This is a genomic window from Streptomyces hygroscopicus (genome assembly GCF_026168105.1).
Lineage (GTDB): Bacteria > Actinomycetota > Actinomycetes > Streptomycetales > Streptomycetaceae > Streptomyces > Streptomyces hygroscopicus_D.
The window spans coordinates 55,983-80,670 of the sequence record NZ_LBMW01000018.1 but is presented as its reverse complement, the minus strand read 5'-3'; the positions used below and the strand labels follow the sequence as shown (position 1 = coordinate 80,670).

General features: G+C 71.3%; 20 protein-coding genes and 1 pseudogene. 17 read left to right on the top strand and 4 right to left on the bottom strand.

Features of this window, described 5'->3' with window-relative positions:
* Window positions 1–195: 195 nt before the first annotated feature.
* The 11 genes from AAW14_RS18960 to AAW14_RS18910 all read left to right on the top strand — a co-directional run bounded on the left by AAW14_RS18960 (window position 196) and on the right by AAW14_RS18910 (window position 12,744).
* Window positions 196–1,002: an ABC transporter ATP-binding protein gene (locus AAW14_RS18960; RefSeq protein ID WP_265565058.1), complete on the top strand. Its 807-nt coding sequence runs from the start codon at window positions 196–198 to the stop codon at window positions 1,000–1,002.
* Window positions 1,003–1,009: 7 nt separating this feature from the next.
* Entirely contained in the window at window positions 1,010–3,577 is a 2,568-nt protein-coding gene (locus AAW14_RS18955; protein ID WP_265565057.1) for an ABC transporter permease, read from the top strand.
* A 46-nt stretch (window positions 3,578–3,623) separates the two neighbouring features.
* Entirely contained in the window at window positions 3,624–4,514 is an 891-nt protein-coding gene (locus AAW14_RS18950) for an LLM class F420-dependent oxidoreductase (RefSeq protein WP_265565056.1), read from the top strand.
* 56 nt (window positions 4,515–4,570) lie between these two features.
* Window positions 4,571–4,996: a GNAT family N-acetyltransferase gene (locus AAW14_RS18945; RefSeq protein ID WP_265565055.1), complete on the top strand. Its 426-nt coding sequence runs from the start codon at window positions 4,571–4,573 to the stop codon at window positions 4,994–4,996.
* A 173-nt stretch (window positions 4,997–5,169) separates the two neighbouring features.
* Window positions 5,170–6,495 carry a hemolysin family protein gene (locus AAW14_RS18940; protein ID WP_265565054.1) on the top strand — a complete coding sequence of 442 codons (1,326 nt, stop codon included), beginning with the start codon at window positions 5,170–5,172 and terminating at the stop codon, window positions 6,493–6,495.
* Window positions 6,492–7,505, top strand: a complete 1,014-nt coding sequence (locus tag AAW14_RS18935) for a hemolysin family protein (RefSeq protein WP_265565053.1) — start codon at window positions 6,492–6,494, stop codon at window positions 7,503–7,505. The genes AAW14_RS18940 and AAW14_RS18935 overlap by 4 nt, the downstream gene beginning before the upstream one ends.
* 355 nt (window positions 7,506–7,860) lie before the next feature.
* The gene (locus AAW14_RS18930; protein ID WP_265565052.1) at window positions 7,861–8,646 is read left to right on the top strand and encodes an SGNH/GDSL hydrolase family protein; all 786 of its coding nucleotides are present in this window, start codon (window positions 7,861–7,863) and stop codon (window positions 8,644–8,646) included.
* A gap of 27 nt (window positions 8,647–8,673) precedes the next feature.
* Window positions 8,674–9,033, top strand: a complete 360-nt coding sequence (locus AAW14_RS18925) for a DUF4326 domain-containing protein (protein ID WP_265565051.1) — start codon at window positions 8,674–8,676, stop codon at window positions 9,031–9,033.
* Window positions 9,034–9,168: 135 nt separating this feature from the next.
* Window positions 9,169–10,611: an adenylosuccinate lyase gene (gene purB / locus AAW14_RS18920; RefSeq protein WP_265565050.1), complete on the top strand. Its 1,443-nt coding sequence runs from the start codon at window positions 9,169–9,171 to the stop codon at window positions 10,609–10,611.
* 404 nt (window positions 10,612–11,015) lie between these two features.
* Complete coding sequence (locus tag AAW14_RS18915; protein WP_265565049.1) at window positions 11,016–11,309, top strand: hypothetical protein; 294 nt, start codon at window positions 11,016–11,018, stop codon at window positions 11,307–11,309.
* 277 nt (window positions 11,310–11,586) lie between these two features.
* The gene (locus AAW14_RS18910; RefSeq protein WP_265565048.1) at window positions 11,587–12,744 is read left to right on the top strand and encodes an ROK family transcriptional regulator; all 1,158 of its coding nucleotides are present in this window, start codon (window positions 11,587–11,589) and stop codon (window positions 12,742–12,744) included.
* Window positions 12,745–12,935: 191 nt separating this feature from the next.
* Here AAW14_RS18910 and AAW14_RS18905 read toward each other — a convergent pair whose 3' ends face one another.
* Both AAW14_RS18905 and AAW14_RS18900 read right to left on the bottom strand, forming a co-directional pair.
* Window positions 12,936–13,697 (bottom strand): GntR family transcriptional regulator, encoded by a 762-nt coding sequence (locus tag AAW14_RS18905; RefSeq protein WP_265565047.1) that lies wholly within the window; start codon window positions 13,695–13,697, stop codon window positions 12,936–12,938.
* A 323-nt stretch (window positions 13,698–14,020) separates the two neighbouring features.
* Window positions 14,021–14,317 carry a putative quinol monooxygenase gene (locus AAW14_RS18900; protein WP_265565046.1) on the bottom strand — a complete coding sequence of 99 codons (297 nt, stop codon included), beginning with the start codon at window positions 14,315–14,317 and terminating at the stop codon, window positions 14,021–14,023.
* Window positions 14,318–14,429: 112 nt separating this feature from the next.
* Here AAW14_RS18900 and AAW14_RS18895 point away from each other — a divergent pair, with 112 nt between their 5' ends.
* A complete protein-coding gene (locus tag AAW14_RS18895; RefSeq protein WP_265565045.1) occupies window positions 14,430–15,386 on the top strand; it encodes a GlxA family transcriptional regulator in 957 nt (318 codons plus the stop codon).
* A 78-nt stretch (window positions 15,387–15,464) separates the two neighbouring features.
* On the opposite strand, the pseudogene AAW14_RS18890 reads toward AAW14_RS18895, so the two are convergent.
* Window positions 15,465–16,337 (bottom strand): annotated as a pseudogene (locus AAW14_RS18890) (RNA polymerase sigma-70 factor); the annotation flags it as partial.
* 211 nt (window positions 16,338–16,548) lie between these two features.
* Here AAW14_RS18890 and AAW14_RS18885 point away from each other — a divergent pair.
* The 3 genes from AAW14_RS18885 to AAW14_RS18875 all read left to right on the top strand — a co-directional run bounded on the left by AAW14_RS18885 (window position 16,549) and on the right by AAW14_RS18875 (window position 21,036).
* Window positions 16,549–17,379, top strand: a complete 831-nt coding sequence (locus AAW14_RS18885) for an alpha/beta fold hydrolase (protein ID WP_265565044.1) — start codon at window positions 16,549–16,551, stop codon at window positions 17,377–17,379.
* A 450-nt stretch (window positions 17,380–17,829) separates the two neighbouring features.
* Window positions 17,830–19,416 carry an alkaline phosphatase D family protein gene (locus AAW14_RS18880; protein ID WP_265565043.1) on the top strand — a complete coding sequence of 529 codons (1,587 nt, stop codon included), beginning with the start codon at window positions 17,830–17,832 and terminating at the stop codon, window positions 19,414–19,416.
* 198 nt (window positions 19,417–19,614) lie between these two features.
* Window positions 19,615–21,036 (top strand): GNAT family N-acetyltransferase, encoded by a 1,422-nt coding sequence (locus AAW14_RS18875; protein WP_265565042.1) that lies wholly within the window; start codon window positions 19,615–19,617, stop codon window positions 21,034–21,036.
* A gap of 79 nt (window positions 21,037–21,115) precedes the next feature.
* Here AAW14_RS18875 and AAW14_RS18870 read toward each other — a convergent pair whose 3' ends face one another.
* Complete coding sequence (locus AAW14_RS18870) at window positions 21,116–22,351, bottom strand: trans-sulfuration enzyme family protein (protein ID WP_416223333.1); 1,236 nt, start codon at window positions 22,349–22,351, stop codon at window positions 21,116–21,118.
* A gap of 60 nt (window positions 22,352–22,411) precedes the next feature.
* On the opposite strand from AAW14_RS18870, the gene AAW14_RS18865 reads away from it, so the two are divergent.
* On the top strand, window positions 22,412–22,915 hold the full coding sequence (locus tag AAW14_RS18865) for an Lrp/AsnC family transcriptional regulator (RefSeq protein WP_265565040.1): 504 nt from the start codon (window positions 22,412–22,414) through the stop codon (window positions 22,913–22,915).
* Between the two features lie 55 nt (window positions 22,916–22,970).
* Entirely contained in the window at window positions 22,971–24,665 is a 1,695-nt protein-coding gene (locus AAW14_RS18860) for a DUF885 domain-containing protein (RefSeq protein ID WP_265565039.1), read from the top strand.
* The last annotated feature ends 23 nt before the right edge of the window (window positions 24,666–24,688 follow it).

Genomic DNA, 24,688 nt, shown 5'->3' with positions numbered 1-24,688 from the left:
ACTCCCGAGGGATACCGGGTGTGCTCCGCATCACACTACGCTCGGCCGGAACAGGGAAAAGGGAATGGGACGGGGAACGACGGCAGGGCAAGACCGGAAAGCGCGGGAAGACGGGAAAAGGGAAGACCTGGAAGACCCAGACGAGGACGGCGGAACGTCCACGACGTCACGGCGTCCACGACCGAGGAGGCGGTCTTGTCCACTGCTGCGGAGCACGCCCGGGGCCGCGCGGAGCCGGACGGGACGGCCGCCCGCGCCCGGGGACTGACGAAGGCGTACGGCTCGGGCGAGACGACGGTCCTCGCCCTCGACGCGGTCGACGTGGACATCACGCGCGGCCGCTTCACCGCGGTCATGGGTCCCTCGGGCTCGGGGAAGTCCACGCTGATGCACTGCCTGGCGGGACTCGACACGGTCTCGGCGGGTCAGGTGTGGCTCGGCGACACCGAGATCACTGGCCTGAAGGATCGTGAGCTGACCCGGCTGCGCCGGGACCGCATCGGTTTCATGTTCCAGTCGTTCAATCTGATCCCCACACTGAGCGCGGCCGAGAACATCACGCTCCCGATGGACATCGCGGGCCAGAGGCCCGACCGGGAGTGGGTGGACCAGGTGATCGACACACTCGGCCTGCGGGACCGGCTCGGCCACCGGCCGGCCCAGTTGTCCGGCGGGCAGCAACAGCGCGTCGCCTGCGCCCGGGCACTCGCCTCCCGCCCCGAGCTGATCTTCGCGGACGAGCCCACGGGCAACCTCGACTCCCGGTCGGGGCTGGAGGTCCTCGGTTTCCTGCGCCAGGCGGTCGACGACCTGGGGCAGACCGTCGTGATGGTCACCCACGATCCGGGCGCGGCGGCCCACTCCGATCTGGTGCTCTTCCTGGCGGACGGACGGATCGTGGACGAGATGGCGCGGCCGACCGCCGACACCGTGCTGGAACGCATGAAGCGGTTCGACACGGTGCGGGCTGCCTTCGACGACACGTCCGGCCGCGAGAAGTGAGGCCACCGTGCTCAAGGCGACGCTGCGCAGCTTCCTCGCGCACAAGGGACGGCTGGCACTCTCGGCCCTCGCCGTCCTCCTGTCCGTGGCATTCGTCGCGGGAAGCCTGATCTTCTCGGACACGGTCACCCGGACCTTCGACCGGCTGTTCGCCTCCACGGCCGCCGATGTGACCGTGAGCCCCAAGCAGGACCTCACCTCCCGGGTCCCGACCGGCGTGACCCCGACCCTCCCCGCCTCACTGGCCTCGCTGGTGACCGGGGTCGACGGCGTCGCGGCGACCCATGTGGACGTCGCCGTCAACAACGTCACGGTCGTCGACCGCAGGAACGCTCCCGTGGGGCCGACGACCGGCGCGCCCACCATCGCCAAGAACTGGTACGTCACCAAGCGCAGCCCGGTGAAACTGACGTCCGGGCACGCACCCCGGGGTCCCGGCGAGGCGCTGCTGGACGCGGACACCGCCCGGCACAAGCACGTCAGGACCGGCGACACGCTGACGGTGCTGGCGCGTCCCGGCTCCTTCAGGGTGCGGGTCGTCGGGATCGCCACCTTCACCACCACCAATCCGGGCGCCGCCCTGCTCTTCCTGGACACCCCGACCGCCCAGACCAGGCTGCTGGGCAGGCCCGGCGCGGCCACCAGCATCGCGGTCGACGCCGCACCGGGTGTGAGTGACAACGTGCTCAAACAGCGTGTCGCCGCGCGGGTGCGGTCCTCCGCCTACGACTTCAAGACCGCGGGCGAACAGGCCAAGTCCGACATCGACCAGCTCGGCACCTTCCTCGACGTGATCAAGTACGTGATGGTGGGATTCGCCGGCATCGCCGTACTCGTCGGCGTCTTCCTCATCGTCAACACGTTCTCGATGCTCATCGCCCAGCGCACCCGCGAACTGGGCCTGCTGCGCGCCCTGGGCGCCGACCGTCGGCAGGTGCGCCGGTCGGTGCTGACGGAGGCGCTGCTGCTCGGCCTGGTCGGCTCGACACTCGGGCTCGCCACGGGGATCGGGCTGGCGGCCGGGCTCATCCGGCTGATGAGCGCGTTCGGCATGAACATCAAGTCCACCGAGATGGTGATCGGCTGGGTGACCCCGGTCTCCGCCTATGTGGTCGGGGTCGGTGTCACGTTCGTGGCCGCGTACCTGCCGGCACGGCGGGCGGCCGGGATCTCTCCGATGGCGGCCCTCGCCGACGCCGAGATCGCCGGTGTGGGCCGACCGCTCAGGGTCCGCGCGGTGGCGGGTGCCGTCGTCGGCGCACTGGGGGTGGCGGCGCTGGCGGGGTGCGTCCGGGCCACCAGGACCGCGCCCGCCGCCTCGCTGCTCGGCCTCGGCGTGGTCCTCACGCTCGTGGCCACCGTCATCGCGGGCCCGCTGCTGGTGCGTCCGGTGATCCGGGTGCTGGGCGCTGTCTTCCCCGCCCTGTTCGGCTCCATCGGCCGCATGAGCCAGCGCAACGCCCTGCGCAATCCGCGCCGCACCGGAGCCACCGCGTCCGCGCTGATGGTGGGGCTCGCCCTGGTGGCCGGGATGTCCGTGGCCAGCACCTCCATGTCCAAGTCGTTCGACCAGCAGATCGACAAGACGCTGGGCGCCGATTTCGTGGTGCAGAACAGCAACTTCCAGCCCTTCCCGCAGGAGATCACCGACCGGGTCCGCGCCACGGCCGGCGCCGGCCTCGTCGTGCGCCAGCGGTTCACGCCCGTCGCGGCACGGCTGCCGGACGGCACACGTGTGGAGACGACCGCGGCCGGCTACGACCCGCGGCTGGACGACGTCGCACACATCACCTATGCCCGGGGCGACACGGCTGCCGCGCTCGCGGACGGCGCCATGGCCATGGACCTGACGTTCGCGAAGGACCACGGCGTCCGCGTCGGCAGCACGATCCCGCTCCGGTTCCCGGGCGGCCGCCACACCGATCTGAGGGTCGGCGCGCTCACCAACCAGGGCGGCTCCGAGAACTTCGGCATGCAGGGCGGACTGTTCTTCGGGATGGCGACGCTCCAGAAGTACGCGCCGGACGGACAGGACTCCGCGCTGTACGTGAACACCGCGCCCGGTACGCCGAAGGACCGGCTGCGCTCCCATCTGGGGAAGACCCTGGCGCCGTACCCCCAGGTCCAGGTGCGCGACCAGGCCGACTACAAGAAGCTGGTGCACAACCAGATCTCGGTGCTGCTCTACCTGGTGTACGCGCTGCTCGGCCTGGCGATCGTCATCGCGGTGCTCGGGGTGGTCAACACCCTCGCCCTGTCGGTGGTGGAGCGCACCCGTGAGATCGGGCTGCTGCGCGCGATCGGACTGGCCCGGCGGCAGTTGCGCCGGATGATCCGGCTGGAGTCGGTGGTGATCGCCGTGTTCGGAGCGGTCCTCGGGCTGGCGCTGGGGCTCGTGTGGGGGGTCTGCACCCAGCAGGTGCTCGCGCTGCGGGGCTTGAAGGCGCTGGCGGTGCCGTGGGGCACGATCATCGCCGTGGTGGTGGGCGCGGCGGTCGTGGGCGTGGTGGCGGCGCTGCTGCCTGCGTTGCGTGCGTCGCGCATGAATGTGCTGGCGGCGATCGCACACGAGTGACGGAATCGCCTCACATGCTCAAATCGCCCGAAGGTGGGGAGAGTTCATGCCGCGTCCGTTCCGCTTCGGTGTCAATCTGCTCAGCCCCGGCCCGGCCGAGCAGTGGCGCGCAAAGTGCCGTCGTGCCGAGGGACTCGGCTACGACGTGATCCTCGTCCCCGACCACCTGGGCTGGCCCGCGCCCTTCCCGGCGCTGGTCGCCGCGGCGGAGGCGACCGAGCGGCCCCGGGTGGGCACGTTCGTACTCAACACGGGTTTCTGGAATCCGACGCTGCTGGCCCGCGAGGTGGCGACGACCGACGCCCTGACGAGCGGCCGTCTCGAACTCGGTCTCGGCACCGGATACGTCCAGGCCGAGCACGACAGGGCAGGCCTGCCGTTCGGTTCGCCGCGCGAGCGCGTCGACCATCTGCGGTGCACCGTGGAGGAGTTGGAGCGGCTGCTCGGCTCCGAGGAGTTCCAGCCACGGCCGGTGCAGCAGCCGCGGGTGCCGCTGCTCATCGGCGGCAACGGCGACCGGATGCTGGGGCTCACCGCCGAACACGCCGACATCGCGGCGTTCGCGGGGGCGCGCTCGGTGCCGGGCAGCGGCACGGGTCAGTCGGCACCGCTCACGGCCGAGGAACTGGACGAGCGTGTGGCGCTCTACCGGGGGCTGGCCGCGGGCCGTAAGGAGCCCGCCGAGCTGAACCTGCTCATCCAGATGGTCGCGGTCACTCAGGACCGGGCGGGGGCCGTGCGGCCGCTGCTGGAGCGGGTGACGGACCTGACGCTCGATCAGGCACTGGAGCTGCCCATCGTGCTGCTCGGCACCGTGGAGCAGATCGCCGAGCAGGTGCGCGACCGGCGCGAGCGGTACGGGTTCTCGTATCTGGCCGTTCTGGAGCCCCACATGGAGGCGTTCGCACCGGTCATCGAGGCGCTGCGCGGCGAGTAGCCGTCCGGATTGTGGAATTCCCTGTCCGGCGCGGCCCTGGGTGATGTGATCATCACATGACTGATCTGCGGATTCGGCCGGCCGCACCCGAGGATCTCGACACCGTGCTGGCCTTCTGGAAGACGGCCGCCGAGGGCACGAGCATCAGCGACGACCGGGACGGCGTGGAGCGGCTCGTCGCCCGTGACCCCGAGGCGCTGATCCTCGCGCATCGGGGCGACGAACTGGTCGGCACGGTGATCGCGGGCTTCGACGGCTGGCGCTGTCATCTGTACCGGCTGGCGGTGCGCCCGGACCGGCGGCGGCAGGGCGTCGGCTCGGCGCTGCTGGCCGCCGCGGAGGAGCGGTTCGTGCGACTCGGGGGGCGCCGCGGGGACGCGATGGTGCTGCAGCGAAACGAGACCGCGCACCTTGCGTGGCGGGCGGCGGGGTATGCACCCGAGGAGCGGTGGCGCCGCTGGGTGAAGCGTCTCGCCGAATGAACCACGCACATCACTTTGCCAATCCTTTACCATTGAGGGGTCAAGGCGTCCCCTCGAGAGGTCAACTCGTCCCACCATGGAAAGGTGTGAGCGTCCGCCGATGGACGAGCCCCCAGTACCCGACATCGCGCGGTCGTCGCGTCCCTGGCCGATCATGGGACGGAGGTGACCCGATGACCGAAGTGCTCCTCCTGCTCGTGGCGGTCCTGCTCTCGCTCGCGTGCGGGGTCTTCGTCGCGGCGGAGTTCTCACTCACCACGGTCGAGCGCAGCGAGCTGGAGCGCGCGGTGGAGCGGGGCGAACGCTGGGCGGCGGGCACCCTCAAGGCCGTACGGAATCTGACGTTCCAGCTGTCCGGGGCCCAGCTCGGGATCACGGTCACCAACCTGGTGGTCGGCATGCTCTCCGAACCGTCGATCGCCAAACTGATCGCGGGCCCGTTGCAGTCGCTGGGCGTACCGCCTTCCGCGTCCACATCCGTGGCACTGGTCATCGGCACCGGGCTGTCGACCCTGTTCCTGATGGTGGTTGGGGAGCTGGTGCCCAAGAACTGGGCCATCTCCTCGCCGCTCGCGGTGGCCAGACGGGTGGCCACCCCGCTGCGCTGGTTCAGCACCGTCTTCCGTCCGTTCATCACGCACCTGAACAACACGGCCAACCACATCGTGCGCCGCCTCGGATTCGAACCGGCCGAGGAACTGGCCTCCGCGCGCGGGCCCCAGGAACTGGTGGCGCTCGCGCGGCACTCCGCGAAGGAGGGCGCCCTGGAGTCCGACACCGCCGAGTTGTTCGTACGGACCCTCAACCTCGCCGACCTGAGCGCGGAGAACGTGATGACCCCGCGTATCCAGGTCGTCGCTCTCGACGTCCAGGCGACCTGCGCGGACGTGGCGAACGCGACGCGCGCGACAGGTCTGTCACGCTTCCCGGTGTACCGCGGCAACCTCGATTCGGTCGTCGGTGTCGCACACATCAAGGACGCCGTGGCCGTAACCGCCGAGGAGCGGCCCCAGTGCCCGGTCACCCGGATCATGCGTGAACCGCTCTTCGTCCCCGCGTCGCTCACCGTCGACAGACTGCTGGACCGGCTCTCCGGCAAGAACACCATGGCCGTCGTCATCGACGAGTACGGCGGCACAGCCGGTGTCGCCACCCTGGAGGACATCGTCGAGGAGGTCGTCGGCGAGGTGCGCGACGAGCACGACCCGCACGAGACGCCCGACCTGGCACCGGCCGGCACGGACACCGCCGGCCGGAGGCTGTACTCGGCCGACGGCTCGGCCCGCATCGACCAGCTCAGGCGCATCGGCCTGTGGGTGCCCGACGGCCCGTACGAGACGCTGGCCGGGCTCGTCGCCACGAAACTGGGCCGGATACCGGTCAAGGGCGACAGCGTCGCCGTCGACGGCTGGCGCCTCGACGTGGTGGACGCGTCGGGACACCGGGCCGCGCGCGTGCTGATGCACGCACCGACCGCCAGGCAGGAGGGGGAGCGGTGACCGTCGTCCAGTTGCTGATCGGTCTGCTGACGCTCGTCGCGAACGCCTTCTTCGTGGGCGCCGAATTCGCGCTGATCTCCGTCCGCCGCAGCCAGATCGAGCCACGCGCCGAGGCGGGCGACCGCCGGGCGCGCAGCGTGCTGTGGGGACTGGAGCACGTGTCGGCGCTGCTGGCGGCCGCGCAACTCGGCATCACCCTGTGCACGCTGGTGCTGGGCGTGGTCGCCGAACCCGCGATCGAGCATCTGCTGGAGCCGGTGTTCCACGCGGCGGGGATCCCGGAGGGCGTCGGCCGTGCCGTGTCCTTCGTGATCGCGCTGACCCTCGCGACGTATCTGCACATGCTGCTCGGCGAGATGGTGCCGAAGAACATTGCGCTCGCGGAGCCGGTGCGTCTGGCGCTGCTGCTCGGCCCGCCGCTGGTCGGCCTGTCCCGGACGCTGCGACCGGTGATCTTCACCGTGAACACCTTCGCGAACGCGCTGCTCACACTGTTGCGCGTGGAGACGAGGGACGAGGTCTCGGCCACCTTCTCGGACGACGAGCTGGCGCGGCTCGTCAGGGACTCCACCGACGCCGGACTCATCGACAACCGCGCCCAGGAGCGGCTGCACGACGCGCTGGAGCTGGGCCGCAGGCCCGTGCGCGATGTGGTGGTTCCGCTGGAACGCGTCGTCTACGCGCGCCTGGGCGTCACCCCGGAGGAGTTGGAGCAACTGTCCGCCGAGTCCGGGTTCTCGCGCTTCCCGGTCGTGGACGAGGGCCGCAGGATCGTCGGCTATCTGCACGTCAAGGACGCGCTGGACGCGTCGCCGCGGGACCGGCCCTTCCGGCTGCGGGACCTGCGCCCCATCCCTCGGGTGCGCGAGGAGGCACCCCTGGACGACGTGCTCACCGCGATGCGCGCCAGCCGCACGCACCTGGCGGCGGTCCTCGGCGAAGACGGACGGCTGGCGGGCCTGGTGACCATGGAGGACGTACTGCGACAGCTCTTCGGCCAGCCGGTGTGATGAGGGGGCGGCGGGGCCGGGGCGGCAATTTCGACATGCCGACGGGCCGTGGTTGCTCCCGGCGAGCCGACCGGCGGCCGCCCAGGGATCTGCCCTTGGCGGCCCGGCCTGAGCGCCGTGGCGGGTTCGCGCGCCGGACCGCCGGGCTCCCCTCGCCTCACCAGGCTCACGGCAGCCCCCGGCTCCTGTCGGCCCGCCCTGGATCTCACGGCTGCCGGAGCCCGCAGCCCCAGCCCCCGTTCAACGCCGCGGTACCCGCGGCCGGCCGTACGGGACGAGGCGCCGACGGCCGGAGGGCGCCGGGTGCGGGGCGACCGACCGGCGGGTATGTCGGCGGGATACCATCAACGGCGCCATGCAGACGAATCCCACATACAGCAGTCTGGTCGCGGTCGGCGACTCCTTCACCGAAGGCATGTCGGACCTGCTGCCCGACGGTTCCTACCGCGGCTGGGCCGATGTCCTGGCGGGCCGGATGGCCGCACGGACGCCCGGATTCCGCTATGCCAACCTCGCCGTGCGCGGCAAGCTGATCGGGCAGATCGTCGACGAGCAGGTGGACGTCGCCGCCGCGATGCGGCCCGATGTCATCACCCTGGTCGGCGGTCTCAACGACACGCTTCGACCCAAGTGCGACATGGGCCGCGTACGGGATCTGCTGACGCAGGCCGTGGAGCGGCTGGCGCCGTCCTGCGAGCAGCTCGTCCTGATGCGCAGCCCCGGCCGGCAGGGCCCCGTCCTGGAACGGTTCCGGGCCCGCATGGAGGAGCTGTTCGCCTGCGTCGACGAGCTCGCCGAGCAGCACGGCGCGGTCGTGGTCGACCTGTACGGAGCGCCCTCGCTCACCGACCCGCGCCTTTGGGACGTCGACCGCCTCCACCTCACGGCCGCGGGACACCACCGGGTGGCGGAAGCCGTTTGGCAGACGCTCGGATACGCGGCGGAGGATACGGAGTGGCGCACGCCACTGCCTCCGGCCGCGCCGCCGAACTGGCTCGCCCGTCGGGGCGCGGACGTCCGCTTCACCCGGCAGCACCTGCTGCCGTGGATAGGACGGCGGCTGACCGGCCGCTCCTCGGGTGACGGCCGACCGGCCAAGCGGCCGGAACTGCTGCCCTACGAGGGCCCTGTCGCCCAGTAGTACGGAACGCTCCGGAGGGAGTCCCGCGTGACCACCGAGGTGATCAATCTGAAGGGCCGCCTGCACGAGTTCGGCCCGCGGCTGGAGCACGCCCCCGAGGACCTCGTCTACATCGGCCGCCGCCTGACCAGAGGCGGCTGGGATCTCCCCCAGCACCCCCTGTACAACCCGTTCCAGATCGACACCCCGAAGAAGAAGCACGACGGGACGCGGGCCCAGGTGATGGCCAAGTACCGCGAGTACCTCAGGGACCGCCCCGATCTGCTGGCCCTGGTGCCCGAACTGCGGGGCAGGACCCTCGCGTGCTGGTGCGCGCCCGAGCTCTGCCACGGGGACATCCTGGCGGAGGTGGCGGACCGGCCGAAGCGCGCGGGACACAGGTCGTAGCCACCGTGGCCGCCGCTCTCCGATCGGGCGACTGGCGTCAGGGAGCTCGCCGTTCTGCGTGACGGCGGTCTCGTAGGTTCCGCCGAACCGCCCCATGGCGCTGGCCTGCACGAATCGCCAGTAGAATCCGTACACGTGACTGCTGCGCCCGCGAAGCCCCGTATCCCGAACGTCCTGGCCGGACGCTATGCCTCGGCCGAGCTTGCCACGCTCTGGTCGCCCGAGCAGAAGGTGAGGCTGGAGCGACAGCTCTGGCTCGCGGTGCTGCGGGCCCAGAAGGATCTCGGGATCGAGGTGCCGGACGAGGCGATCGCCGACTACGAGCGCGTCCTCGACCAGGTCGACCACGCCTCGATCGCCGAGCGCGAGAAGGTCACACGGCACGATGTGAAGGCGCGGATCGAGGAGTTCAACGATCTCGCCGGGCACGAGCACGTGCACAAGGGCATGACCTCCCGCGACCTCACCGAGAACGTCGAGCAGTTGCAGATCCGGCTCTCGCTGGCGCTGATGCGCGACCGCACGGTGGCCGTGCTGGCGCGCCTCGGCAAGCTCGCGGCCGAGTACGGCGAACTGGTCATGGCCGGCCGCTCCCACAACGTCGCCGCCCAGGCCACCACCCTCGGCAAGCGTTTCGCCACCGCCGCTGACGAACTGCTGGTCGCGTTCGGCCGCCTGGAGGAACTGCTCGGCCGCTACCCGCTGCGCGGCATCAAGGGCCCCGTCGGCACCGCGCAGGACATGCTCGACCTGCTCGGTGGCGACGCGCGCAAGCTTGCCGATCTGGAGCGCCGGATCGCCGAGCACCTGGGTTTCGCGCAGGCCTTCACCTCGGTCGGCCAGGTGTACCCCCGCTCGCTCGACTACGAGGTCGTCACCGCACTGGTGCAGCTGGCTGCCGCGCCGTCGTCGCTGGCGAAGACGATCCGGCTGATGGCCGGGCACGAGCTGGTGACCGAGGGCTTCAAGCCCGGGCAGGTCGGCTCCTCCGCGATGCCGCACAAGATGAACACCCGCTCCTGCGAACGCGTCAACGGTCTGATGGTCGTCCTGCGCGGCTACGCCTCCATGACCGGCGAGCTGGCGGGCGACCAGTGGAACGAGGGCGACGTGTCCTGCTCGGTGGTGCGCCGGGTCGCCCTGCCGGACGCGTTCTTCGCGCTGGACGGTCTGCTGGAGACGTTCCTGACGGTGCTCGACGAGTTCGGTGCCTTCCCGGCGGTCGTGGCACGTGAGCTGGACCGCTACCTGCCGTTCCTCGCCACCACGAAGGTGCTGATGGCCTCGGTCCGCGCGGGCGTCGGCCGCGAGGTCGCGCACGAGGCGATCAAGGAGAACGCCGTGGCCTGCGCCCTCGCCATGCGTGAGCAGGGTGCGGAGCGCAACGAGCTGCTGGACAAGCTGGCCGCCGACGAGCGCATCCCGCTGGACCGCGCCCAGCTGGACGCGCTGATGGCGGACAAGCTGTCCTTCACGGGCGCCGCGGCCGAGCAGGTCGCCGCCGTCGTGGGCCGCATCGAGGAGCTCGTGAAGCAGCACCCGGAGGCCGCCGGCTACACCCCGGGGGCGATCCTCTGAGCGGGTTCATCCCGGCGGAACCGGAGGCCGCCCGCGAACGTCCGGTGCCGGACGTGGTCGGTGACGGCCCGCGGTTGCTGCCGCCGCGGGGGGCCACGTCGCCGAGGCCGCGCCGGTAGTTGCGGCCGAGTCGCTGTCCGCCTGCCGCGAGCGCCGGATCATGTCGCCCAGGCTGCTGATCGTGCGCTGCTTGCGCACAGGCCGAACGCCGCCGTCCAGCCTCCCCGGGGGCAGGGTTGTCGGGGTTCGCGGTGGGCGCCGTGGCGGCCGGCGCAGCCCCAACCGATGCCCTTGGCGACGAACGTGCACAGCTTGCCCGGGCTCGAAGGTGAAGGTGATCTCCGACCGACGCCCTCGTCGCCCGCCTGCGCAGGGGCCGCTCGAAAGGTGACAGGATCGGTGTCATGGGCACCGAGACGGACTGGGTCTACCGGGTGTTCGAGCCGCACGGCTCGGAAGGATGGCGCCCCTACGGCAGCGACCCCGAACGGTGGCAGGGTGCGATCACCGCCGCCGATTCCAGCGAGGGCGCCCAGTACGCCGTCGCCCTCGTGGTGGCCGATCTGATGACCGAGTGGAGGATGCGCGGCCAGCCGCGGGCGAAGCACGTGCGGGTCTTCCTCTGGCGCGATGCGGAGGGCGACGCGGCGGACGCGGACATCATCGTGGAGGTCCGGCCGGATATCCACGCAGAGTGACCGCAGGCGGCCGACTTCACACAACGGCGGGATACCGGCCCGGGGCCCGCCCGAACATCGAACATATCTGCCGCTACCGCGCCCGGATCTCCGGACCGGGACACCAGCCGCTGATGGCTCCGGTCTCCGCTCTCCTCGGGCATCCGGGCACTTCGGGCATCCCGGCGCTTCAGGCGCCACGCGTCCGCGCGCAGCTCGGGTGGTGCCCGGCCCTCGCGGGTGTGCGCGGCGCCGAGTACGATCCGCCCAACACGCGCACGAGCTGGGAGGACGGACGTTGGGGCGGCTGACCGGCGGGGACCCCTCTCTGCTTCGAAGGATCAACTCGGCGGTGGTGCTGCATGCGCTGCGTGCCACGGACTGCGCGACCCTCACCGAGATCACCCGGGTGACGGGGTTGTCCCGGCCGACCGTCGAGGGCGTGGTCGAGGGGCTGATCGAGGCCGGGCTCGTGGTGGAGCAGGCGGCCGAGGAGGGGGCTGCCCGGCGCCAGGGCCGGCCGGCACGGAGGTTCCGGTTCCGGGCTGAAGCGGGCCATCTGCTCGGCCTGGACGTCGGCGCGCACCGGGTGACCGCACTTCTGGCGGACCTCGACGGCAGGGAACTGGGCACCCTGTCCAAGGACGTCTCCGAGACGGCGTCGGCCGACGAGCGTCTGGAGCGGCTGCGGAGCACGGTCGCCGAATTGCTGCGCCGGGCGGGCGTGGCCCGGGGCTCGTTGCGCGCCGTCGGTGTGGGCAGCCCCGGGATCGTGGAGGCGGACGGCACCGTGCGCCTGGGTACGGCCTTGCCCGAGTGGACCGGTTTGAATCTGGGCGAACGGCTCAGCCGCTCCTTCAAATGCCCGGTGCTTGTCGAGAACGATGCCAATGCGGCGGCCGTGGCCGAGCACTGGAAGGGCGCCGCCGGCGAGTCCGACGACGTCGTCTTCGTACTGGCCGGGCTGAGCCCCGGCGCCGGTGCACTGATCGGCGGACGGCTGCACCGCGGCTACGGCGGGGCGGCCGGGGAGATCGGCGCACTGCATCTGCTGGGCCGTGGGGCGGCCCCGGAGGCGCTGCTGTCCACCACGGACGAGCCGCTGCAGCCGCTGGACGAGCAGCAGGTCGCCGATGTGTTCGCGCTCGCCCGCCAGGGCGACCAGCGCGCCCGCGCCGCCGTGGACCGGTTCATCCAGCGGCTCGTGCACGACGTGGCGGCCCTCGTCCTGGCCCTCGACCCGGAACTCGTCGTCATCGGCGGCTGGGCGACTGGCCTGGACGGGGTGCTGGACCCGCTGCGCCAGGAGCTGGCCCGCTACTGTCTGCGCCCCCCGAGGGTGACCCTGTCACGGCTGGGCGAGGCCGCGGTGGCGACGGGGGCGCTGCGGCTGGCGCTGGACCATGTGGAAGAGCAACTGTTCGCGGTGGAGGGCACGGTGACGGCGCGGCGCTGAACGCGGGCACATGGCGAAGGATCAGCGCATGCGGGCGAAGGAAGCACCCCCGCGACCGGGGTACAGCCGGGAGCAAAGGTGTCGCGCGCCCCGGTTGGCCGGGGCGCGACGGATGAGGCTCTCGTCGGTGGCAGGCGGCCCGTGGCGTGGCCATGGCGTGACCGTGGCGTTGGGCGCCGCCGTCGGAGGGGTCAGGAGGCGCGGCGCTCCGGGTCGTGGTGGATCTCGACGCCGCCGGAGTCGCCGAAGGTAAGACGGCAGGTGTCGGCGCGGTACGTCGCTACGGATACGGCCGCGGTGCGTCCCTCGGCGAAGAAACGGGTGGTGACGACGAGGACGGGCGCGCCGGGCAGCCGGTCGAGTTCCTTGGCGTCCTCGGCGCTCGCCGAGCCCAGCTCGACGGCCTGCTCCCGGCCCTCCAGCCCCAGGCGCTGCAGCTCGCGCAGCACCGCACGCGCGCGTGCCGCGCCCGAGGGCGCGTCGATCGCGGAGAGGTCGGGTGCCGAGGATTCGGGGATGTAGAGAAGCTCGGCGGCGACGGGCTGGCCGTGCGTCACGCGGGAGCGGCGCACGGTGTGCACTTGTTCGTCCTGTGCGGCGTCCAGGAAGCCGGCCACGGCGGCTGGCGGGACCGCCGCCGTACAGTCCACGGGCTGCCAGGCATCGCCGGGCGCGCCCGGCCAGGTGTGCTGCTCGGAGCCCACGGCCACGCCCACGCGCGGCGGGGCGACGGTGGTGCCGACACCACGGCGGCGCTGCAGTCGGCCTTCCAGTTCGAGCTGCTCGAGGGCCTGACGGAGCGTGGCACGGGCGACGCCGAAGCGGGCGGCGAGATCCCGTTCGTTGGGCAGGATCTCGCCCACGGAGAACTCGGAGTCGAGAGCTTCCGTGAGCACGGTCTTGAGGTGCCAGTACTTAGGCTCAGGCACCGATTCCAGCTGCGTGGTCCCCACCCTGTCCTCCGCAATCGCCGTGGGCCCGGCGGCGTTTCAGCGCCCTTGTTTATTAAAGGTTGTTGCACTTCTCTGCGACCATAGGGCGACCCCCACCCTTGGTCAAGACCAATCCTCGGCCCCTTACTGACCGCACAGACGTGGTGCCGCAGAGCGTTCACACGGTGTTCGTGGGGGGCGACGTGCAGGAGACGGCGGCGAAGCGTCCGTTCACGGACGGCGGGTGGGCCGATACCCCGGCTCGACCCGCCGCGAGATACGACCCGGCCCACCGCGAGGGGGCCGGCGCCCCTCATACGTGCCGACTCCGTGCGCCGAAGCGGTCAGGAGACCTTGAACGCCAGCAGGTCCACCGGGGTGATGACCGGGGCCGAGCCGAGCATGGTTTCCGCCGCGCCCATGAGCGCCGCTGCGATCCGGCCTCGGAGGTGACTCTCCCGCCCCTGCTCGTCGTTGAAGGTGTCGAAGACCCCGAAGGTGGTGGCATCCTGACGGAACGCGAACCAGGTGACCGTGTGCTGCTCCTCCTCGGCCAGCTCCACCGCATCGCGCAGCATCGCCTCCACCTGGTCGGCGTACTCCGCCTTGGCTTCGATGCGCGCCAACAGACCGATCTTCATCGTGGTCACTCCTCGTCTTGTAACTGCCGGGCTTCCGGCATGCAGCGAACCTATGTCGCCGCCGAGTGATCACATCAGTGGCAGAAACGACTCCATTGATAGTGTTTCCGTCATGCAAGTAGCGATTCTCGTCTACGACGGAGTGTTCGACTCCGGGCTCGCGGCCATCCTCGACGTGCTCGACGGCGCGAACGCAATGGGCGAGGAGATCTCCGAACCGCCGGCTTGGAACGTGACGACGGTCGGATTCCGCCCTCAGGTGCGAACCGGAGCGGGGCACATCGTGACCGCACGGCCCGTCGCACACGTCGGGACAGCGGATCTGCTGATCGTCCCCGCCCTGGCCGAGCGCCGACCCGCAGCACTCCTCGACCATGTCGGCGGGGACCAGTCGCTCCCCGTCCGCAACCTGATCGCCCAAGCGCGTGAGCACGGCATCCCGGTCGCCTCGGCATGCACCGGCACGTTCCTGCTGGCCGAGGCGGGGGTTCTGCACGGTCTCCGCGCCACCACGAGCTGGTGGCTGGCACCGGTGTTCCGCGCCAGATACCCCACGGTCCAGCTCGATCAGAGCAAGATGGTCATCGCCTCGGGCGAAGTCACCACCGCGGGCGCGGCGTTCGGGCATGTCGATCTCGCCCTGGCGATCGTACGGGCGAGCAGTCCCGCTCTGGCCGACCTGGTCGCGCGCTACTTGGTCGTGGACGAACGTCCGTCGCAGTCCGCCTACACCATCCCGAGCGCCCTGGCGCAGAGGGATCCGACCGTCGCGGCCTTCGAACGCTGGGCCCGTGAACGTCTGGCCGAGCCGATCAGCGTCCCGGAGGCCGCCAGGTCCCTGGGCGTCAGCGAACGGACGCTCCAACGCACGGTGCAGCGCGTCCTTGGAACCTCACCCATCCGCTTCATCCAGGACCTGAGGGTCGAACGGGCCGCTCATCTGCTGCGCACCACCGACCTGCCGCTGGAGACCATCTCCCGGAAGGTCGGCTACGAGCACGCCAACACCCTGCGAGTGCTCCTGCGTGAACGCACGGGCAAGACCACCTCGGCCCTCCGCCGCTTCTGACCCACTGGGCGATCGACGCCCAGGCTTCTCGTTCCGGTGGCAACCCTCCACCCGGGCACCGCCCGCCCAGCCGACCGGCAAGGACGCCAGCTTCTGCGGGTTGCGCACGATGTAGACGTATTGAATGCGCCCTTCCGCGACGTCCAGTTGGAGGACGCTGTCGGGCTTGCCGCCGGAGAGGATCAACAGGGCCGGACCGCCGTTGAGTTCCAGGAAGCGGAACGACGGGTCCGGGATGCCCTTGCCCGCCACACCCAGGATGAAGCGTCCGACCTTTTCGGCGGTCTCGAGGATCCGCAACGGCGCCTTGGCACGCCCGCCGCTGTCGCCGACGAGCCGGACGTCCGGTGCGAGCAGTGCCATCAGGCCTTCGAGGTCGCCCTCCGCCGACGCGGCCAGAAACCGCTCGGTCAGATCACGGCGCTGGGCCGGGTCGACCTCGTAGCGCGGCCGTCGTTCCTCGACGTGCCTGCGGGCCCGTCCGGCGAGCTGGCGCACCGCGGCCTCGCTGCGGTCCAGGGTGGCGGCGATCTCCGCGAACGGATACCCGAAGGCCTCGCGGAGGACGAACACCGCCCGCTCCAGCGGCGACAGGGACTCCAGGACGACAAGAACGGCTAGCGAGACGGAGTCTGCAAGCACGGCCCGCTCCGCCGCGTCCGGCACGGTGTCACCGAAGTCGGTGACGTACGGCTCCGGCAGCCACGGACCCACGTACGCCTCTTTGCGCGTCTGCGCCCGGCGCAGCCGGTCGACGGCCAGCCGGGTGGTGATGCGCACGAGGTAGCCGCGCGGCTCGCGTACGGCGTCACGGTCGGCACCGGACCAGCGCAGCCAGGCCTCCTGGACCACGTCCTCGGCGTCGGCGACCCGGCCGAGCATGCGGTAGGCGACGCCCATCAGGACGGGGCGGTGCGCTTCGAAAACCTCGGTCGCGGTGTCGCGTGTCACGGCCCCATCCCATCCGACACGCTCTGCCGTGTCCAGGCGCAACCGCTGTCGTGCGGAGCACAATTGCCGCGGACCGCCGACGGCTCGCGGTGCCGATCGGTGCGTACGCGCGCGTGGTTCGCAACGACCGGGGGCTACCCGCGGGTAGCAATTGCTGACAAGCTGTCTACAACACCGTCCGTCAACGTGTCCCAGACGAGGAGCAAGCACCATGGCCGCCACGGTCTCCTTCAGCGTTCCCTCTCCGCACGGCCCGCGGACCGTGACCGTCTCCTACGCGCGCGTGGGCTCCGGCGAACCGCTCCTGCTGTTGCACGGCATAGGCCACCACCGGCAGGCCTGGGACCCGGTCGTGCACATCCTGGCGGCAGAGCGGGACGTGATCGCGGTCGACCTCCCCGGCTTCGGCGCGTCCCCGGCCCTGCCCGACGGACTCGCCTACGACCTGTCGACCGTGGTGCCCGCGCTCGGCTCGCTGTGCGAGGCGCTGGAGATCGACCGCCCGCATGTGGCGGGCAACTCACTGGGCGGTCTGCTGGCTCTGGAGCTGGGCCGCGGGAAGCTCGTACGGTCCGTCACCGCGCTGTCGCCCGCCGGGTTCTGGTCCCCGTTCGAGCGACGGTACGCTTTCACGGTCCTCACCGCGATGCGGCAGGGCGCGCAGACCATGCCGCTGCCGGTGGTGGAGCGGCTGTCCCGCACGGCGGCCGGGCGCGCGATGCTGACGAGCACCATCTACGCCCGTCCCGCCCGCCGTTCGCCCGAGGCCGTCGTCGCCGAGACCCTCGCGCTGGCCCGTGCCGAGGGGTTCGCCGACACCCTCCGGGCCGGAACGTCGGTCCAGTTCACCGAGGACGTGCCCGGGCTGCCCGTCACCGTGGCCTGGGGCACCCGGGACATGATCCTGATGCGCCGTCAGGGCGTCCGCGCCAAGCAGATCATCCCCAAGGCCAGGCTGGTGCGGCTGCCCGGCTGCGGCCACGTCCCGATGAACGACGATCCGGCGCTGGTCGCGCGGGTCATCCTGGACGGCAGCCGCTGAGCGCCCCGAGCGCGCCCCGCCAGAAGTCCCGGCGCCCGACGCTGGAGGGTCAACGCAACCGAGCCCAGTGCCACTCCGGCCCCTACCAGCTCGCTCGCGACGGCCGACGCGATGCGGTACTGGCCGAACTGCACACCGCACACTGGGCCACCCGGATCCGCGCGGGCCGCCGCGTCCACGGACCGCACTCGCCGAACTGCCGGCGCGCGGCCGGGGATGCGGCTCGGCTGACTGCTCGTGCCAAGTGCGTACACCGAAGAGGTCGTCGAACGCAAAAGGACCATGGACCGGGCGGGCGTACGGGCGATGCCGGAGGCCAGGCGCGCGTGACGGCCGGGGACGTCCCCGGGTGGCGCGGTCCGCTGTTCACCCGGGGTTTGCGTATGCGCTGCGGCGCACCAGTAGGTGTGGCAGTGCCCACTGGCCGGAACCGTCCCTGGAGGCGCATCCATGTCACACCGTCCCTTTCCCGGCCGCCGCAGCGTGCTGCGCGGCACCCTGGCCGCGTCGGCGGCCCTGTCCCTGCCCACCACGCTCGGCGCGGCACCGGCGTTCGCCCTGTCGGGGCGGCCGAAGGCGGGATGGGGCGTCCAGGCCGGAGACGTGACCGCGCACTCCGGTCTCGTCTGGGTGCGCTCCGACCGCCCGGCCCGGATGATCGTCGAGACCGCCGCGACGGACTCGTTCCGCAATGCCCGCAGATGGCAGGGCCCGCTGCTGGGCGCGGACACGGACTTCACGGGGACCGCACGGCTGCACGGGCTGCCGGCCGGACAGCAGATCCACTACCGCGTGCTCCTCGCCGACCCGGACGACCAGCGGCGCACCGGCGAGCCCATGACGGGCACCTTCCGCACGACACCGACCGGACGGCGCCGCGGAGTGCGTTTCCTGTGGTCGGGCGACCTGGCGGGCCAGGGCTGGGGCATCAATCCGGACCTCGGCGGATACCGGATCTACGACGCGATGGCCAAGCTCGACCCGGACTTCTTCCTCTGCAGCGGCGACAACATCTACGCCGACGGGCCGATCTCGGCGACCCAGGCCCTGCCCGGCGGCGGCACCTGGCGGAACATCACCACCGAGGAGAAGTCCAAGGTCGCCGAGACCCTGGCCGAGTACCGCGGCAACTTCCGCTACAACCTGCTGGACGAGAACCTGCGGCGGTTCAACGCCCAGGTGCCCTCGATCATCCAGTGGGACGACCACGAGGTCCGCAACAACTGGTATCCGGGCGAGGTGATCGCCTCCTCCGACAGCCGCTACACGGAGAAGAGCATCGACGTGCTCGCAGCCCGGGCCCGGCGCGCGTTCAGCGAGTACTTCCCGGTCTCGACGCTGCGGCCGGGCGACGGAAACGGCCGGGTGTACCGGGTCATGCGGCACGGTCCCCTGCTGGACGTGTTCGTCCTGGACATGCGCAGCTACCGCAACGCCAACTCGCCGGACAACCAGACCGTCGACCCGCAGGGCATCCTCGGCGCCGAGCAACTGGAGTGGCTCAAGCGGGAGCTGGCACGGTCCCGCGCGGTGTGGAAGGTGATCGCGGCGGACATGCCGCTCGGCCTGGTGGTGCCGGACCCGATGGAGAACAAACCCAACTTCGAGGCGGTGGCACAGGGCGACCCGGGCGCACCGCTCGGGCGAGAGCTGCAGATCGCGGAGCTGCTGCGGTTCGTCAAGCACCGGAGGATCACGGGCACGCTGTGGCTGACGGCCGATGTGCACCACACCTCGGCGCAGCACTACCAGCCCTCGCGCGCCGCGTTCACCGACTTCGAGCCGTTCTGGGAGTTCGTCTCGGGGCCGCTCAACGCCGGTGCCTTCCCGGCCAGCGCCCTGGACAACACCTTCGGCCCGGAGCGGGTGTTCGTGAAGGCGCCGACCGCCTCCAACGTCTCGCCCGCAGGCGGTTACCAGTTCTTCGGCGAGGTGGAGATCGACGGGGACAGCGGAGAGCTGACGGTCCGGCTGCGCGAGCAGGACGGGACCGTACTGTTCACACAGGCGCTACAGCCGGGCCGCGTGGGGCAGTGACGCGCCCGCCGGGCCGACGACTCGGCGGGGCCGTGCAGGGCCGCCCTGACCAGGCAGGTTGCGCGCCTGGTCGGGGCCGGCGGCAAAGCTTCCCCCAAAAGAACAACAAAAAGGGCAGATCTACCTTTAACCGATCAGTCACAAAGCGTTCGTGATCACGCAACACCCTTCCTTCACAGTGGTTGCATGACTCGAGACATGTCTGACGTAACGCGGGCGAAGCACGGTCGTCCGGTGCACCACTGGCGCCGGGACGTGGTCGAACTCGCAGCCCTGTTCACGGCGGTAGCGGTGGCGGACGCGGTGGCCAATCTGATCGGGCACGGCCCCGACGGTCCCGTCCTGCTGCTGATGTCGGCGGTGGCACTGGTCGCGACGGCCGCCTTCCACACATGGTGGTCACGCCGCCACGGTCATGCGCCGCCCGTGAGCGATACCGGCGCCCGGCCGCTCGCCGAGGGGCGGCAGGCCGGGCCGTCCGGGACCGAAGCAGCGGGCGGAGCGAGCGCGCTGTGGCGGATGCGGACGACGGTGAAGGACGAGCCGGGCTCGCTGGCCGCACTGTGCACGGCACTGGCCGGACTGCGGATCGACATCCTCAGCCTGCAGACCCACCCGCTGGCACAGGGCACGGTCGACGAGTTCCTGCTGCGGGCACCGGCGGAACTGGACGCGGCCGAGGTCACGCGTGCCGTCTCGGCGGCCGGCGGCGACGGGACCTGGATCGAGCGGGCCGACGCCCATGACCTGGTGGACGTACCGACCCGGGTGCTGGGCCTGGCCACCCGCACCGCTCTGGACGCTGCCGAACTACCGCTCGCGCTCCGCCAGTTGCTCGGCCGGTGCACCATCCGCTCCCTGCCCGCCCGCTCCCCCGGCTCGGGCCGGGCGGAGGAGGACGCTCCCGTCGAGGGGGCCCTCGAGGACACGTTGATGCGGCTGCGGGCACCGGAGGGCGGGGTGATCACGGTCGAGCGGCCGTATCTGCCGTTCACGCCGACGGAGTTCGCGCGGGCGCGGGCACTGGTGGAACTGGATGCGCGGCTCGGTCCGCGCATCCCGCGCAGCCAGGACGTGCTGACGCTGCCCGAGGGCAACGCGATCACCGTACGGCGGGCCGACACCTCGGACCTCGAGGCGGCGAAGGAGATGCACGAGCGGTGCTCGGCACGCACGCTGAGCATGCGCTACCACGGCCCGGTCGGCGACGCGGACCGCTACCTCAGCCATCTGCTCAGCCCGCGCTTCGGCCGGACCCTCGCGGTGCAGACGGCGTCGGGCCAGATCGTCGGCCTCGGGCACCTGCTGTGGGACGGCGACGAGACGGAGGTCGCGCTGCTCGTCGAGGACGACTGGCAGCGGCGGGGTATCGGCGCCGAACTCCTCGGGCGCCTGGTGACGATGGCGGTCGAGGCGGGCTGCGAGAGCGTCTATGCGGTCACCCAGGCTTCCAACACGGGCATGGTCGCCGCCATGCGCGGCCTGGGACTTCCCCTCGACTACCAGATCGAGGAGGGCACCCTGGTCGTCACGGCCCGCTTGGACGCGACACCGGTGGCCTCGCGCCTGCCCTACGGCCAGACACCCCAGCGGCACGGAGGCAGGAGCACACAGGACTGACGTCGCGCACACCACGCACGAGCCACGAATGCCGACCGGCCCGGCGCACCCGCCGGGCCGGTCGGCGTACGCCCGGCTCCTACCGCCCCGCTACCTCCTCCCGCCGCCGGTCGCCGCCGGAGCGCTCCGCTCCCAGGGCGCCCTCCAGATCGGCCCACAGGTCCTCGACGTCCTCCAGGCCCACCGACAGCCGCAGCAACCGGTCGCTCACTCCCGCGCCCCGGCGGTCCGTCGCGTCCACGATGCGGTGGCTGATGGACGCCGGATGCTGGATGAGGCTGTCGACGCTGCCGAGGCTCACTGCGGGAGTGATCAGACGGACCCCGGCGATCACCGCGTGAGGATCGCCGTACACCTCGAAGGCGACCATCGCGCCGCCGATCCGCGGATAGTGGACACGGGCGACCCGTGGGTCGGCGGCGAGACGGCGGGCGAGCTCGGCGGCGGTGGAGGACGCGGCCCGGACCCGTACCGGCAGCGTCGACAGACCGCGCAGCAGCAGATAGCCGGCGAGCGGATGGAGCACCCCGCCGGTGGCGAAGCGCACCTGGCGCAGCCGGCGCGCCAGCTCCTCGTCGCAGGCCACCACGCCGCCCATCACATCGCCGTGGCCGCCGAGGTACTTCGTGGCGCTGTGCAGCACCAGTCGCGCTCCCTGCTCTGCGGGGCGCTGCAGTACCGGCGTCGCGAAGGTGTTGTCCGCCAGCAGCGGCACCGAACCGCAGGCATGGGCGACCGCGCGCAGGTCGATCTCCGCGAGCGTCGGGTTGGCCGGGGACTCCACCATGACGAGCCCGGTGTCGGGACGCAGCGCCTCGGATATGCCCGCCGGGTCGGTCCAGGTGACCTCGGAGCCCAGCAGCCCGGCGGTCAGCAGATGGTCACTGCACCCGTACAGCGGTCGTACTGCGACGACGTGGCGCAGACCCAGGGCGTTCCGCATGAGCAGCACGGCGCTCAGCGCGGCCATGCCGCTGGCGAACGCGACGGCGCTCTCGGTGCCCTCCAGCCGGGCGAGCGCTGTCTCGAAGCGAGCGACGGTGGGATTACCGAGCCGCCCGTAGACGGGCGGCCCCATGAGCTCTGCGCCGTCGGCCGCGAAGGCGTCGATGCGGGCTGCCTCACCCCGGCTGTCGTGGGAGGGGTAGGTCGTGGACAGGTCGAGGGGCGGGGCGTGCAGCCCGAGAGCGGGAAGGTCCTCGCGTCCGGCGTGCACGGCCTCGGTGGCCAGTGCCCGGAGGGCGGAGTGATCCCCGACGTGATCGCCGCGGAATGCGTCCTGCGCGTCATACGCATCATGAGTACCGGAAGACATGAGCGGCAGACTGAACACCGGCCGGGGCCACCGCGGCGAAACCCGTGTTACGTTCGGCACATGGCCGAAACTGTCGTACTGGACCCGGTGGATCTCCATCTTCTGCGGCTGCTGCAGAACGACGCCCGGTCCACCTACCGTGACCTGGCAGCGCAGGTCGGGGTCGCGCCCTCGACCTGTCTTGACCGGGTGACCAGGCTGCGCCGTTCGGGGGTGATTCTCGGCCATCAGCTGCGGCTGGACCCGGCGAAGCTGGGGCGCGGCCTCCAGGCGCTGCTGCTGGTTCAGGTCAGACCGCACCGGCGGGAGCTGGTCGGACCCTTCGTGGAACGGATCCGTGCCCTGCCCGAGTCCCGCACGGTCTTCCACCTCACCGGCCCGGACGACTACCTCGTGCATGTCGCGGTCGCGGACATGGCGGACCTCCAGCGGCTGGTCCTGGACGAGTTCACGGCGCGGCGCGAGGTGGCGCGGGTGGAGACCCGGCTGATCTTCCAGCAGTGGGACTGCGGCCCGCTGCTGCCACCCGGGCAGAACTTGCCGAAACCAGCTGAACAGGCGTAAGCCGAGCGCGGAATCCCCGTGACGCGGACCACGTCGCCGTATCAGGATGGTCCGCATGTCAGACACCACCAGGAGCCCCTTGCCCCGGGAGGTCGCCGACGCCTATGTCGACGCCCTCGTCGCCCTCGACCCGGTAACCGGCACGTACCTCGGTGTGAAGGAAAGTTCCAGCAAGCTGCCCGACACCTCGCCCGCGGGCCAGGAGGAGCTCGCCGAGCTGGCGCGGGCCACCCTGGCACGGCTCGATGAGGCGGAGCGCCGGCCCGGCGCGGACAGTGACATCGAGCGCCGGTGCGCTCGCCTTCTGCGTGAGCGGCTCACGGCCGAACTCGCGGTGCACGGGGCCGACGAGGGCCTCAGAGCGGTGGGCAACATGCACACCTCGGTGCACGCCGTACGCGAGGTCTTCACTCTGACCCCCACGGCGACGGAGGAGGACTGGGCTGCGGTCGCCGAGCGGCTGCGTGCCGTGCCGGCCGCCCTGCGCGGCTACCGCGAGTCCATCGCCCTCGGCCTGGAGCGCAAGCTGCATGCCGGCCCGCGCCCGACCGCGACCTTCGTCGAGCAGCTCAGCGAGTGGTCGGACACGGACGGCCACGGCCGTGGCTGGTTCGAGGACTTCGCCTCCCAGGGTCCCGAGTCGCTGCGTGCGGAGCTGGACGAGGCCGCGCGTGCGGCGACCGCGGCCGTCGTCGAGCTGCGGGACTGGGTACGCGACGTGTACGCGCCGACGGTCGAGGGCGCGCCGAACACGGTCGGCCGTGAGCGCTACGCCCACTGGGCGCGCTACTTCAACGGGACGGACCTGGACCTCGACGAGGCGTACGCGTACGGCTGGTCCGAGTACCACCGCATCCTCGGCGAGATGAAGAAGGAGGCCGAGAAGATCCTGCCGGGCGCCGAGACGCCGTGGGTGGCGCTCGCGCACCTCGACGAGCACGGCGCCCACATCGAGGGCGTCGACGAGGTCCGGGTGTGGCTCCAGGGCCTGATGGACGAGGCGATCGAGGCGCTCGACGGCACTCACTTCGAACTCGCCGACGATGTGCGCAAGGTGGAGTCGTGCATCGCGCCACCCGGCAGCGCGGCGGCACCGTACTACACGGCGCCGTCCGCCGACTTCTCCCGCCCGGGCCGGACCTGGCTGCCGACGATGGGGCAGACCCGGTTCCCGGTGTACGACCTGGTCTCCACCTGGTATCACGAGGGCGTCCCCGGACACCATCTCCAGCTCGCGCAGTGGGTGTACGTGGCGAAGAACCTCTCGCGCTATCAGGCCACGGTGGGCGGTGTCAGCGCGAACGTCGAGGGCTGGGCCCTGTACGCGGAACGCCTCATGGACGAACTGGGCTTCCTCACCGACCCGGAGCGGCGGCTCGGTTATCTGGACGCCCAGATGATGCGGGCGGTCCGGGTCATCATCGACATCGGCATGCACCTGGAGCTGGAGATCCCGGCGGACTCGCCGTTCCACCCGGGCGAGCGCTGGACGCCGGAGCTGGCGCAGGAGTTCTTCGGTGCGCACAGCAGCCGTCCGGCGGACTTCGTCGAGAGCGAGCTGATCCGCTACCTCTCGATGCCCGGCCAGGCGATCGGCTACAAGCTCGGCGAACGTGCCTGGCTGCTGGGCCGCGAGAACGCCAGGAAGCGCCACGGCGACGCCTTCGACGCGAAGGCCTGGCACATGGCGGCCCTGTCGCAGGGGTCGCTGGGTCTGGACGACCTGGTGGACGAGCTCTCGCAGCTCTGAGCACGGACGAGCGGCCGGGCCCG

Excerpts from the sequence above, each read along its gene's own strand:
- AAW14_RS18860 (WP_265565039.1), top strand. The coding sequence starts at position 22,971 with ATGTCAGACACCACCAGGAGCCCCTTGCCCCGGGAGGTCGCCGACGCC.
- AAW14_RS18930 (WP_265565052.1), top strand. The coding sequence starts at position 7,861 with ATGCAGACGAATCCCACATACAGCAGTCTGGTCGCGGTCGGCGACTCC.
- AAW14_RS18950 (WP_265565056.1), top strand. The coding sequence starts at position 3,624 with ATGCCGCGTCCGTTCCGCTTCGGTGTCAATCTGCTCAGCCCCGGCCCG.
- AAW14_RS18870 (WP_416223333.1), bottom strand. The coding sequence starts at position 22,351 with ATGTCTTCCGGTACTCATGATGCGTATGACGCGCAGGACGCATTCCGC.
- AAW14_RS18945 (WP_265565055.1), top strand. The coding sequence starts at position 4,571 with ATGACTGATCTGCGGATTCGGCCGGCCGCACCCGAGGATCTCGACACC.
- AAW14_RS18940 (WP_265565054.1), top strand. The coding sequence starts at position 5,170 with ATGACCGAAGTGCTCCTCCTGCTCGTGGCGGTCCTGCTCTCGCTCGCG.
- AAW14_RS18885 (WP_265565044.1), top strand. The coding sequence starts at position 16,549 with ATGGCCGCCACGGTCTCCTTCAGCGTTCCCTCTCCGCACGGCCCGCGG.
- AAW14_RS18875 (WP_265565042.1), top strand. The coding sequence starts at position 19,615 with ATGTCTGACGTAACGCGGGCGAAGCACGGTCGTCCGGTGCACCACTGG.
- AAW14_RS18895 (WP_265565045.1), top strand. The coding sequence starts at position 14,430 with ATGCAAGTAGCGATTCTCGTCTACGACGGAGTGTTCGACTCCGGGCTC.
- AAW14_RS18880 (WP_265565043.1), top strand. The coding sequence starts at position 17,830 with ATGTCACACCGTCCCTTTCCCGGCCGCCGCAGCGTGCTGCGCGGCACC.
- AAW14_RS18865 (WP_265565040.1), top strand. The coding sequence starts at position 22,412 with ATGGCCGAAACTGTCGTACTGGACCCGGTGGATCTCCATCTTCTGCGG.
- AAW14_RS18900 (WP_265565046.1), bottom strand. The coding sequence starts at position 14,317 with ATGAAGATCGGTCTGTTGGCGCGCATCGAAGCCAAGGCGGAGTACGCC.
- AAW14_RS18915 (WP_265565049.1), top strand. The coding sequence starts at position 11,016 with ATGGGCACCGAGACGGACTGGGTCTACCGGGTGTTCGAGCCGCACGGC.